We start from the raw sequence: 12,456 nt of genomic DNA on the forward strand, positions 1-12,456 counted from the left end.
TTGACCGATCTCGAGGCAACCGACCGAACTGGCAGCGGACGCTGAGGCTCAGTCGTCCAGCACCTGCGGGACCACGAGGTCCGCCGCCGGCGCCACCCCTCCGGCAAGCCCCACCCGGGCGTCCCGCACGGACAGCACCACGCGGCGCACCCGGTCGGCCTCGGCGTCGGGGTCGAGGAACGCGGCGGCGGACCACACCTGTGCCACGACCCAGCCGAGCCGTTCGAGCCGCTCCGCGAGCTGCCGGTCGCGCACGCGGATGGAGGGTTCGGCCACGTACGCGGCGTCGTCGGTCAGGACGGCGACCAGGAGCTCGCCCGGCAGATCGGGGTGACCCACGGCGAGCGGGATCCGGTCGCCACCGGGGAGCCCGTAGTCGGTCTCGACCACGAAGCCGGAGCGCCACAGCCGCTCCCCCAGGTCCACGACCAGGCGGTCGACCGACCGCGCCACGTCCACGCCGTTGCCGATCTCCACCTGGTCCGCGAGCCCCGAACGCTCCTCGGCGAAGGACAGCACCCGCGCCAGCATCCGCGGCCCCGGCCCGCGCAGTCGCTCGGGATCGAGGTCCGACGCCGGGAAGCACGACACCACGTGCAGCCGCTTGCGCGCCGCCCCCAGCGCGCCGAGCAGCATCGCGTCGCCGCCGCCGTCGCCGAGCACGCCGAACCGGTGCAGCACGCGGCCGTGCGGCGTCCGCCCGAAACCGAGGGTCAGCACGATCGTGTCGCGCGCCAGCCCGGCGACGCCCGTGACGTCGGCGACCACCACCGGTTCCGGCCGCGAGCCCGCGAAGAACGGCGCCAGCGCCGGGTTGGCCCGCACCTCGGCGAGCAAGCGCTCGCGGATGCGGTCGGCGTGTGCGCCGGTGACGGTGACGATGCCGAAGGTCTCCTCGGGCCGGGTCATCGCGTGCTCGATGGCGAGGTCGACCACCCGCTCCACCTCGGCCCGCGTCGACTCGACGGTGCCGGAGGCGGGGTCGGGCATGCCGGTCCCGTCCACGAGCGAGAGGTGCACCAGGGCCTCGGTGCGCGGCAGGGGCGCGGGGCGCATGATCCCCTCGTAACCGTGCTCGGCCAGCAGGCCCGTCAGCTGCGGATCCCGCCGCGCGGGTTCCGGCTGCAGCGTTACGCGCGGCAGCAGCCGCGCCAGGTCGCGCACCGCGGTGCCCGACGCCGACCGCGGGTCACCGACCACGACGATCTGCCGGCCGCGGGCCAGCGCGGGGACGACGACCTCGACCGGCACATGCTGCACCGCGTCGAGGATCACCAGGTCGGCGCTGCGCTCGGCCGGCAGCAGGTGAGGCACCATCGTCGGCGTCGACACCCACGTGGGCCGCAGCCGCCGCACGGTCGAGCCGTGCCCCGCCACGAGGTCGCGCATCGAGCTCAGGCCGCCCTCGACCAGCTTGGCGTAGAGCGCCTCGGCGTCCTCCCGCTCGTCGCGCATCGCCGCGCCGAGGTGCTCGCGCACCGCGGACCGCACAGGTGCGGACAGGGACTCGACGTGCCGGCGGTCGAGCTCGCGGAACCGCCCCGCCAGGGCGTCCAGCCCGGCGCCGTCCTGTCCGGCGAGGTCCGGCTCGGTGGCCAAGATCTGCTCGAACACCGACGACCACCACGACAGCTCCAGCTCGGGCCCCACGAGGCCGGCCTCGACCCGGCGCTCACCGAGGTCGTCGACCAGCTCGTCGAGCCCCGCCTTGCGTACGCGCCGCAGCACCGCTGTCCGCTCGGGGAGCTGGGCCAGGGCCTCCTCCGTCTCCGAGAGGGAGGCGAGCCGCTGGACCAGGGCGAACAGGTCGAGGTCGAGCAGCCCGCCGCCGGCGTGCGAGGAGCGCAGCACGGGCTCGAGCGCCTCGAGGTCGATGCGTACCGCCTCGTAGGTCTCCTCGACGCCGGCCAGTCCCTCGGGGAGCGTGGGCCAGCCCCCGCGCGGGCACTGCGCCTGCCAGACCTCACGCTGCCGCTGCACCTCGACGAGCGCCGCGTGCATGTCCGGCACGCGAACCCCCGGCCGCACCATCTCGCGGGCGCGCCGCTTCAGCCGACGCCGCGCGAGCCAGCCCATCTCGACACCCTGCTCGGCGCGCGTCCGCCGCGTCGCCGTGGCCTGCACCATGTCGGCGGCGGTGCGCTCGAAGACCATCGGCTGGAACACGTCGAGGGTGCCCCGCATGCCGCCGAGCATCGCGAGCTGCTCGCCCCACTGCCGAGCCGTCGACGCCTCGACCAGGCCGGTCACCCGCGACACGTACTCGATCTGCTTGCGCAGCTCGGGCAGCGTCTGCTCAGCCAGGCGGTTGACGCGGGCGAGGGCGGAGCGGGCGTCGTCGTCGGTCAGGATGTGCGCGCCGAACCACGGGCTCGACGCCGACCTCAGCGTGAACGCCCCGAGCTCGGCCGCCCGTTCGAGGTCGGCAGCGAGCTCGGCGCGGCGCTCCGTGCCGAGGGCGAGCACCGACTCCGGCCCGAGCCGCACCCGCGTCGCCGGGGCCGGCCGCTCGGACGTGAGCCGGGCCAGCGCCTGCAGCGCGTCGTACGCGGAGACCCGCCACGGTTCGCGCACCCGGTGCAGCGCCTCGATGTAGCCCGCGAGCTGCGCCCGCGACCCGATCAGGGCGTCTCGCACGCGTGCCACCTCGTGGGCGTCGATGCGCTCCTGCGCGGGCGTCATCGCCTCCAGGAGCCGGCGCGACGTCGAGGCACGCCAGGTCGGGACCGGCGCGATATCGAGCAGAAGCCCGTCCAGGCCGAGCGACGTGAGGCGCGCTGCGAGCGCGTCCGCTGCCCGGCGGTGCCCCGGCACGTACAGCACGGACCTGCCGCTCGCGTTCGCCTCGGCGACGACGGCGGCCAGCGTGCCCGCGGCGTCGGACCCCACCGGCGCGTCCACGAACAGGTGGCTGCCCGTCGCGAGGGCGTCCACGACATGCCGCTGGTGCGGGTCCAGGTCGCCGACGCCGCGCTCGTGCGCCGGGTCGGCGTCGCCCACGCGGGGCGCCGGAAGCTCCAGCTTGCCCAGCCGCCGCACCGACTCGTCCACACCGGCGAGCGCCGCGACCACCTCGTGCTGCCCCAGGGTCGGGGCGAGCTCGTCGAGGTCGTCCACGAGCACCTGCCCGGGGTGCACGAACGTGCCGACCAGCACCCGCCGGTCGAGCTGGAACTCGCCCAGCACTGCCGAGCCGAGGCTCGCCACCCGCTCCAGCACGTCCGTCGGGTTGAAGCCGGCGAGCGTGAACGTCGCCTTCGCGAGCGCGGCCGGGTCCAGCAGCGCGCCGTGTGCGCGCAGAGTCCGCGCCACCACCGGGTTGATCTCGGCGGTGGGGTCGAGCGTGATGTCGTAGTCGCCCTCGCCGTCGCTGCGCGGCGTGAGCATGACGGGCCGCAGCAGCACGGGCGCCCGCACCACGCGCGGCGCCTGCTCCTCCTCGGCGTCCGGCGCCGACCCCCCGCTCGCCCCGGGCACGGCCAGCGTCACGATCGGGACGGATCCGGTGAGTGCCGGGGCGTCGGCGGGGCTGTCGGCGGAATCGCCGCCCGGCACCGGCGCATGGGCCACGCTCGCCGGGCCGAGCACCCGGGTGATGGCCTCCATGTCGTTCGAGTCTCCGCCGGTGGCGGGCCGTTCGGTCCAGGTGGCGACGCCGATCGCGAGGTACGTGGGCGACACCCCGTAGCGCTGCGCGTGCTCGGCGGAGCGCGCGGCGACGGCCCGCGCCCGACGGCGGGCGGCGGGCAGCGCGCCGGCCTCGCGCACGAGGTTGGACAGGCGGGTGGGGCGGCCGGTGAAGAGCTGGGCGACGCCCGAGGGGTGCGCCGCCGACAGGTCGATCACGGCTTCGCCCAGCAGCCCGACGTCGGCCAGGGACGATCCCCCTGCAAGCCGGACCAGCCCGGCGCGCCAGCGCGCGACCGACTCGGTCATGGGGTCCCGGGCAGTGTCCAGTGTGGATTCCCTCGACGCGGCCGGCTCGGCGGCCGGTTCCTTGTTCTCGTCCTTCAGCGCGGCCGAGTTCTCCTCGGACGAGTGGGCCGAGATCCCGGGGGCGGCTGCGGTCTGGCGGCGTGCAGCGTTCACAACCAGCACGCTAACTGCGCGGCGTCCGCAAGAGCCGGACGCCACGCCGCGCGACACGCCGGAGCGTCAGAACCCCCGGGCGTGTCAGACCCGCAGGTCACCCGCCTGAACCGCAGGCTCAGGCGGCGAAGGCAGAGTGGCCTGCGGGTCTGACGGTCCGGGCCGGTCTTCGTCGGAGCATGCCAAAGCCCCTTCGGCAGGGGGTCCGAAGGGGCTCAGCAGACGGACCGAGGTCCGACGGGGTATGACAGTGCGCACCGCGCAGGGGGCGGGCGATGCGCACCGTCTTGTGAGAGTCTGCACCCGTTCTCCGCAGACGTCAACACCGACTCGGACGATCGTCCAAGTGCCGGGACATGGGTCGCTAAAACGTTGTCTGAGCACCAGTTTCACCCTGCTGGGCGGCCTCACAACGGCGACATTCCGCCATTCCGCCGCTATGGGCCCGCGCGCCGGCCGACACCGCCCGGGAGGCGCTCAGCCCGCTTCCGGCGTCGCCAAAATCACCCCCTGCGGCGGACCCACCGTGCCGTGACAAAAAAGCCTGGACGCCACACCTAAACTCGAACGTTTGTGAGCGCACTCGTCGAGGCAGTCTTCCCCCGCCGGCTCGGCCGGTCGTTCCGCTGGCTCGTGTCGGCGTCCTGGACCAGCAACATCGGGGACGGCATCGCGCTCGCCGCCGGTCCCCTGCTGGTCGCGTCGCAGACCGAGAGCGCCTTCCTCGTCGCGCTCGCCGCGATGCTCCAGCGCCTGCCATGGCTCCTGTTCGGCCTCTGGGCCGGCGCGCTGGCCGACCGGCTGGACCGCCGCTTCGTCGTCATCGTCGCCAATGCGACCCGGGCGCTGGTCATCACCATCCTGTGCGTCTTCATCGCGACGGGGACGGTGAGCATCGTCATGGTGCTCGCCGCGATGTTCCTCTACGGCACCGCCGAGGTCTTCGCCGACACCACCCAGCAGACGCTCCTGCCGACGCTCGTCCAGCCCGCCGACCTCGGCACCGGCAACCAGCGCATGCAGGGCGGGTTCCTTGCAGCGAACCAGCTGCTGGGCCCGCCGCTCGGGGCCCTCCTGTTCGCCTCGGGGATGGTCTGGCCGTTCGTGGTGCAGGTGGTCTGCGTGGCGCTGGCGGTCGTGCTGGTCTCGCGGATCACGGCCCCGCCCGGCACCTCGTTCACCAACGTGCGCGACGCCGACAGCCACGTCCGCAAGGACATCGCCGAGGGCCTGCGCTGGGTGTGGCACCACCCGCCCGTGCGGACCCTGAGCATCGTCATCCTGGTCTTCAACATCACCTGGGCCGCCCCGTGGGGCGTGCTGGTGAAGTACTCGCTCGACCACCTGCACATGAGCGAGGTCGGCTACGGCCTGCTGACCACTGCGAGCGCGGTCGGCGGCGTCGTCGGCGTGCTCTCGTACGGCTGGCTGGAGCGGCACGTGAACCTGGCGACGCTCATGCGCGTCTGCCTGACGCTGGAGGTGCTCACGCACGGGGCGTTCGCGCTGACCACGACGGGCTGGGTAGCCATAGCGATCATGTTCGAGTTCGGCGTCTACGCGTTCGTCTGGGGCACGTTGTCCACGACGGTCCGGCAGCGTGCCGTGCCCAAGGAGTTCCAGGGCCGCGTGGCGTCCATCAACATGATCTGCGTGTTCGGCGGCCTCGTCGTCGGGCAGGGTATCGGCGGCCTCATCGCGGAGTACTGGGGCCTCGTGGCCCCATGGTGGTTCGCCTGCGCGGGCGCCGGCATCACGCTCGCGCTCGTCTGGAAGTCCCTGGGAAACGTCGCCCACGCCGGCTCGCCGAAATGACTCATCGACTTCGGGCGGCCTAGACGTCAGCGGGCCTTGACGATCGGGATCGAGCCCGTCTCCGTGAACTCGCGCATGCGCTTGCCCACCGTTGACTGGCTGACGCCGACCTCCTCGGCGATCTCCCGGTAGGTACGACCCTTGGTCCGCAGGTCGATCATGCGCTCGGCGTCCTGCGTGCCGAGCTGCGTGTTCCGTCGCGGCGTGCGCCGCCGGGGAATCGACTCCCGGACGTTCGCCGTGGCGCGGGCCGCCGCCTCGGCCGGCTCCGCGGCCGGCGCCTCGGCAACGGGGGTCTGGACAACGGGCTGCTCTGCCGGATCGGTCTCCGGACCCGGAGCGCGCTCGCTCACTCCCTGCCGCGGCATGTCGAGGGCGACGCTGCGCCGCGCCGGTCGGCTCTCCGGATCCTCGTCGTACGCCTCCCGACCGAACGCTTCCCCGTCGAACACACCGCCGTCGAACACGCCGTCCCCGCGGGACTCGCTCGCGGCGCGGAGCTCGTCGCCGAACTCGGCCGCGATCGCGTCGGCGGCCCGGCTCTCGTACCCGGGCGCCCCGACCTCGGCCTCGAACTGCCGGCCCGACGCCCGGCCGTCCACGGGCTCGTCGATCAGGATGCCGGTCAGCCGCTGGCGGTCGGCGGCGTGCAGACGGGCGACGTCGGCGGTGCCGTCCCCGACGGCGGCCAGCGCCTCGCACCAGGCGGCCACCTGCGCCCGCATCTCCGTGGGCGGGACGGTGCGCAGCGCGACCGAGCGCGCCCGGCGGCGCCCGGCCTCCGCGCGGGCGAGCCGACGTCGGGCGGCCCGCGACCCGTCGTTCAGGCTCTGGGCCCGGAACAGGTCCTCGGTCGTGAGGAAGAGCGCGTGCATGCGCGCGGACTGCCGCAACGCCGACCAGGACGTGCCGGTGGCCAGGTGCCGGTCGCCGATCAGGGCGAGGTGCCACATGAGCGCGGCGAGCAGGGGCACGATGAACCGGAACAGGACGGCGCCGACCGGGTGGTCGATGTACGCCTCGTGCCAGGCGGCGAACACGCCGGAGGCCGACGAGAGCGCCCAGGTCAGGGCGAGCAGGGTTCCGCCGGGCCGGTTGTCCCGGGCGGCCTCGCGGGCCAGGAGGGCAACCGTGACCAGGGAGAGCTCGAAGACGCCGGCCGTCGCGTAGGCGGTGCCCTGGTTCATGGCCAGGACGTCGACGCCGAACTGGACCATCGCCAGGTACGCGGACCCGGTCGAGATCAGGGCGACGGATATCGCGCCGCTGAGGACCAGGCTGCGCGAACGGCGCGTCGGGACGGTCGTGACGGGGAACGTCCGGTCGGCGGGGGCCACGGTGATCTCTCCTTGGTCGAGGGCTGTCGAGCGACGGTGTCGGCAACAGTTCGGGTACCCAGAGGTTCGGGCGAGCATGAAGATATCGGACATGTGTGACAACGGGGTATCGTCCGTGGCTCCACCGCACCGAAAACTCGACTGCACGGAGAATCCGTCCAGGGCACGATGGACACGGCGCCCGCACCCGGCGCACGCTCGTGGAGGGGGATACATGTCGGAGATGCAGAGCGGGTTCGCGGCACGACCGGCCCCGCGCCGCCGCCCGGGCGCGCGGGCCTGGGGCTGGCTCGCGGGCGTCGTGGCCATCGCACTCGTCGCACTCGTCGCGACGGCCGTGTGGTTCGGCCGGACGCCGGACGCCGAGCCCGCGTCCGCTCCGATAGTGGCCACGTCGCCGAGCCCGTCGCCGTCGCCGTCGACCAGCCCGACCCCGCCGAAGCCGAAGCCGAAGCCCGCGGACTTCTCGTTGGCGGCCCTGCCCAGGCCTGATATCGACGAGCTCCTGCCCCGCGCGCTGCCCGTGGCCAAGGTCGACACGCTCAAGGGCCTGCCCGGATCGGTCGCCGTGCCGAAGGCCGACCGGATCCCGGCCTGGGCCCGCCCCGACGTGACCAAGGCGCCGGTGCTCGCCCTCGAGTCCACCTACTACGACGCCGACGCCCGCTGGCTCGTGCTGGAGCGCCGCCCCGGGTGGGTCAAGGTGCTCGTCCCGTACGGGCGCGGCGCGCTCCCGTCGCGCGACCCCGAGAAGGTCAACGGCGTCTCCGGCTGGCTGCAGAAGAACGACGTCGTCCTGAAGAAGGAGAGGCGGTCGGTGGTGATCGACCTCTCGGCCCGCACGGTGACTATCAAGCGCGCCGATGGCACCAGCGAGCAGTTCCTCGCCGCCGTGGGTGCGCCCGCCACGCCGACGCCGAAGGGCCTCACCCAGGTCTTCACGGTCACGGAGGCGGTGAACACCGGGCTGTCCGTGTTCCTGTCGCTGCAGAGCGAGTCGCTGGACGGGTTCTACGGCACGGACTACGCGGCCACCGCGATCCACGTGGGTGTGGACCAGGGCCTGTCAGTCAGCAACGGCTGTATCCGCCTCACGAGCGCCGACTTCGAGCACCTCGCCGGCCTGGACCCGGGCGTCCCGGTACTGGTCAAGGCCTGACCCGGTCGTCAGGCGGCCGGGCAGGGCTCCTCTGCCGCCTTGCGGAAGCAGCCCACGAAGTGGCCGGGGGCGTGCTCGACCAGCCCGACGCCGTCCGGCACCTCGCCGCCGTCGGACGCGCCATCCCCAGCGACCGCCTCGTGGTACAGGCACCGCCCCGCGAGGCGCTCGGTGCGCTCCGCCTCCTCCACCTCGACCTCCTCCCACGTCCGGTCCAGGTGCGGCACGGACGCGAGCAGGTCCCGCGTGTACGGGTGCAGCGGGTCGTCGAAGACGGCGCTCGTGTCGCCCCGCTCCACCACGCGTCCCTTGTAGAGGATGACCACCCGGTCGGAGACGTAGTTGCCGAGCGAGAGGTCGTGCGTGACGAAGAGGATGCCCAGGCCGCGGCCCTTGAGCTCGCCCAGCAGGTTGAGCACGTCGATGCGGGTCGAGGCGTCGAGCATGGAGATGATCTCGTCAGCGACCAGCAGCTCGATGTCGAGCAGCAGGGCGCGCGCGATGAGCAGCCGCTGCAGCTGCCCGCCGGAGAGCTGGTGCGGGAACTTGCCGAGGATGTCGTCGGGCTCGAGCGTCACGGCGCCCAGGGCGTCCTCCAGCCGCTTCCTCCAGTCCGCCGAGGAGACCCGGGGGAAGTACGACCGCCGCAGGGTCTCGAACGCCCGGTCCACCTTGTAGATCGGGTTGAACGAGCTGAACGGGTCCTGGAACACGCCCTGGACCTTGCGGTAGTAGTCGCGGCGGGCCCGGAAGCCGAGCTTGGTGACGTCGCGACCGTCGAACGTGATGCTGCCGCCCGTTGAGTCGAGCAGGTGGAGCACCATCTTGCCGATGGTCGACTTGCCGCTGCCGGACTCCCCGATGAGCGACACCACCTCGCCGCGCTGCACGTCGAGGCTGACCTGGCGCACGGCATGCAGGTCGGAGGAGCCGAAGGTGCCGGTCTTGTAGACCTTGTCGAGCTGGGTGAGGGTCAGCATCAGCTCACCGCCCAGCACGCGACGTGGTGCCCCTCGGCCACTTTCCGGAAGGGCGGGGCCTCGGCGCACTTGTCGTGCACCAGAGGGCAGCGGTCGCGGAACCGGCAGCCGGCGGGCGGTTCGAGGAGCGACGGCGGCCGCCCCTCGATGCCCTCGAGCTGCTGCTCCTCGTACCGGTCGCCGACCTTGGGCAGCGCCCCGATGAGCATCTTCGTGTACGGGTGCAGAGGCTGGCTGATGATCGTCTTGGCCGGCGCCTTCTCGGCGAGGTGTCCGGCGTACATGACGAGGATGGTGTCGGCGACCTGGAACAGCACGGAGATGTCGTGCGTGATGACGATCATCGACCGGACGAACCCGTGGTCGCGGAACTCGACGAGCGCCCGGGCGACAGCCTTCTGGGAGGACACGTCGAGCGCCGAGGTCACCTCGTCGCCGACCAGCAGCGACGGGTTCAGGAGCGTCGAGAGCACCAGCACGACACGCTGCTTCATCCCGCCGGACAGCTCGATCGGGTAGCGCCCCAGCACCTCGGCGTCGAGCCCGACGAGCTCGAGGCGACGTTCCAGCTCGGGCAGCACGTCCGCGTACCGGACGTTGTGCGCGGAGAGCAGGTCCCGGATCATCCGGCCGATCTTGCGGGTCGGGTTCATCGCGGACATCGCGTACTGCGGGATGAGGGACACCTCGCGGTAGCGGTGGCGCCGCATGGCGCCGTCGTCGGCCAGAGGCAGCTCGACGTCGTCCAGCACCACCGACCCGCCCACGTGCCGCATGCGGGTGTCGAGCCGGATGAGGGCCTTGCCGAGGGTTGTCTTGCCGCAGCCGGACTCGCCCGCGATGCCCATGATCTCGCCGTCCGCCACCTCGAAGGTGACGCCGTCGAGAGCCTTGACGTCGCCGCGGACGGTCCGGTACCAGACCTTGAGGTCGTTCACAGCCAGGGCCATGTCACATCTCCCGCAGCTTGGGGTTGAAGACCTCGTCGAGGCCGACGTTCATGATGTAGAGCGAGCCCACGATCAGAGTGATCCCCAGGCCCGGCGGGATGAACCACCACCACAGCCCCAGATGGAGCGCGCTCCACTGCACAGCCTGGTTCATCATCAGACCGAGCGACATCGCGTTCGTGGGCCCGAGCCCGATGAAGTCGAGCGACGCCGCCGTGAGGATGGACCCGCCGAACAGCAGCACGAACGTCATGAAGAGGTAGGAGTACATGTTGGGCGCGACCTCGCGCCGCAGGATCGTGCCGACCCCCACGCCGGACAGCTTCGCCAGGTCGATGAAGTCCCGCGTGCGCAGCGACAGGGTCTGCGCGCGCACCGCGCGAGCCACCCAGGGCCAGCTGAACACGCCGATGTACAGCGCCTGCATCGGGACGCTCCGCACGCCCAGGTAGGCGTTGATGATGATGAGCACCACGAAGCCGGGAATCACGAGCACCACGTTGGTGAGCATGTTCAGCAGCTCGTCGATCAGGCCGCCGCGGTAGCCCGCGACGAACCCGATCGCCATGCCGATCACCGCGGACACCCCGCCGCCCAGCAGGCCCACGAGGAACGTGGACCGCAGACCGGCGACGAACTGCGCGAAGACGTCCTGCCCGAACGTCGTCGTCCCGAACGGGAAGTCCGCCGACGGCGGCGCCATGGGCGGCCCCGCGTAGTCCATCGGCGCGAACCGCAGGAACGCGGGGCCGATCAGGCCGACGAGCAGGAACCCCAGCACCACGACGGCGCCGATCACCACCTTGGGGTTGCGCAGCGCGAAGTACAACGTCTCGCGTGTGTCTCCCCCCGGTTTGCGGCCGCCCGCCATCACGCCGCCCGACGTCGCCCCGGTCACGCCGGGCTGTTCGCTCGCCTCGATCCCGGGTCCAGCTACCGGCTGTGTCGCTGTCATGCCCTTCTCCTCCCGCATGAGCCTGCGGCTCCGCTACGGGCGGGTGCCTCGTACCTCGGCCCCCACCCTCCACTGCACCTCCGGCTCATGCCCTTCTCCGCCCGCATGAGCCTGCGGCTCCGCTACGGGCGGGTGCCTCGTACCTCGGCCCCCACCCTCCACTGCACCTCCGGCTCATGCGGTGCCCCCCGTCAGTCCGGTCCGCGTGCGGGGGTCCACCAGCACGTAGACGATGTCGATCACGAAGTTCGCCAGGAGCACGCCGATCACCACGAACAGCAGCGTGCCCTGCAGCAGGAAGAAGTCCTGGTTCTGGATGGCGGACAGCACGAGCTTGCCCAGGCCGGGATACGCGAACACGATCTCGGTCACCAGGGCGCCGCCCAGGATGGTGCCCAGCTGCAGCGCGAGGCCCGTGATCTGCGGCAGCATCGCGTTGCGGAACGCGTACTGCCGGATGAGCCGCCGCGGCGCACCGAGTGCGGCGAGGTAGTTCGCGTAGTCCGACTCGAGCTCGTAGATGATCAGGTTCCGCATGCCGATCGCCCAGCCGCCGAGCGAGACGAGGAACAGCGACAGGAACGGCAGCACCCAGTGCTGCAGCAGGTCGCCCGCGAAGGACCACGACCACTGCGGTACCAGGCCGAAGTCGTAGCCGCCGGCCACGGGGAACCACCCGAGCGCCACGCCGAAGCCCCACGCGAGCAGGATCGCCAGCCACATGTACGGCATCGCGGTGATGAGGTACCCGACCGGCAGGGCCACGTTGTCGAGCCAGCGGCTGCGCGCAGCCATCGCGCCCACGCTGTTGCCGACCACGAAGCTCAGCAGGATGGCGGGGATCATGATGCCGAGCGTGTACGGGACGGCGTCGAGCACCACCTGGCTCACGGGCGTGGGGAACAGCCACACGCTCGTGCCCAGGTCACCGCGGAACAGCGCCGCCCAGTAGTTCAGGTACTGCTGCCAGATCGGCAGGTCGAGCCCGAACGTCCGCTCGTAGTACTCGGTCATGGACGCGATCGTCTCGGGGTGCTGCACGGCGGCGCGCGCCACCATCCGCTGAACCGGATCCCCCGGCATGAGCCGGGGGATCAGCCAGTTCAGCGTGACCGCTACGACGAAGGTCACGCCGTAGACCAGGGTCTTGCGGGCGAGATATCCGCGCATC

General features: G+C 72.1%; 8 protein-coding genes. 2 read left to right on the forward strand and 6 right to left on the reverse strand.

Translation table 11 applies throughout. The features are described 5' to 3' along the window. Positions 1-48: 48 nt before the first annotated feature. Positions 49-4,089, reverse strand: coding sequence for a PDDEXK-like endonuclease domain-containing protein (locus IE250_RS17295; RefSeq protein WP_189670528.1), 4,041 nt, complete (start codon positions 4,087-4,089; stop codon positions 49-51). Between the two features lie 573 nt (positions 4,090-4,662). Here IE250_RS17295 and IE250_RS17300 point away from each other — a divergent pair. Further along, positions 4,663-5,904 carry an MFS transporter gene (locus IE250_RS17300; protein WP_189670529.1) on the forward strand — a complete coding sequence of 414 codons (1,242 nt, stop codon included), beginning with the start codon at positions 4,663-4,665 and terminating at the stop codon, positions 5,902-5,904. Positions 5,905-5,930: 26 nt separating this feature from the next. Here IE250_RS17300 and IE250_RS17305 read toward each other — a convergent pair whose 3' ends face one another. After that, positions 5,931-7,241 (reverse strand): winged helix-turn-helix domain-containing protein, encoded by a 1,311-nt coding sequence (locus tag IE250_RS17305; protein WP_189670530.1) that lies wholly within the window; start codon positions 7,239-7,241, stop codon positions 5,931-5,933. Positions 7,242-7,455: 214 nt separating this feature from the next. Here IE250_RS17305 and IE250_RS17310 point away from each other — a divergent pair, with 214 nt between their 5' ends. After that, positions 7,456-8,400 carry a L,D-transpeptidase gene (locus IE250_RS17310; protein WP_189670531.1) on the forward strand — a complete coding sequence of 315 codons (945 nt, stop codon included), beginning with the start codon at positions 7,456-7,458 and terminating at the stop codon, positions 8,398-8,400. Positions 8,401-8,408: 8 nt separating this feature from the next. Here IE250_RS17310 and IE250_RS17315 read toward each other — a convergent pair whose 3' ends face one another. The 4 genes from IE250_RS17315 to IE250_RS17330 all read right to left on the reverse strand — a co-directional run bounded on the left by IE250_RS17315 (position 8,409) and on the right by IE250_RS17330 (position 12,455). Then, positions 8,409-9,380 (reverse strand): ABC transporter ATP-binding protein, encoded by a 972-nt coding sequence (locus IE250_RS17315; RefSeq protein ID WP_189670532.1) that lies wholly within the window; start codon positions 9,378-9,380, stop codon positions 8,409-8,411. Continuing rightward, positions 9,380-10,330 carry an ABC transporter ATP-binding protein gene (locus IE250_RS17320; protein WP_189670533.1) on the reverse strand — a complete coding sequence of 317 codons (951 nt, stop codon included), beginning with the start codon at positions 10,328-10,330 and terminating at the stop codon, positions 9,380-9,382. The genes IE250_RS17315 and IE250_RS17320 overlap by 1 nt, the downstream gene beginning before the upstream one ends. A 1-nt stretch (position 10,331) precedes the next feature. After that, positions 10,332-11,285 (reverse strand): ABC transporter permease, encoded by a 954-nt coding sequence (locus IE250_RS17325; protein ID WP_229872550.1) that lies wholly within the window; start codon positions 11,283-11,285, stop codon positions 10,332-10,334. A gap of 174 nt (positions 11,286-11,459) precedes the next feature. Further along, the gene (locus IE250_RS17330; protein ID WP_189670534.1) at positions 11,460-12,455 is read right to left on the reverse strand and encodes an ABC transporter permease; all 996 of its coding nucleotides are present in this window, start codon (positions 12,453-12,455) and stop codon (positions 11,460-11,462) included. Position 12,456 lies beyond the last annotated feature (1 nt).

This window comes from Promicromonospora soli (assembly GCF_014653785.1).
GTDB lineage: Bacteria > Actinomycetota > Actinomycetes > Actinomycetales > Cellulomonadaceae > Promicromonospora > Promicromonospora soli.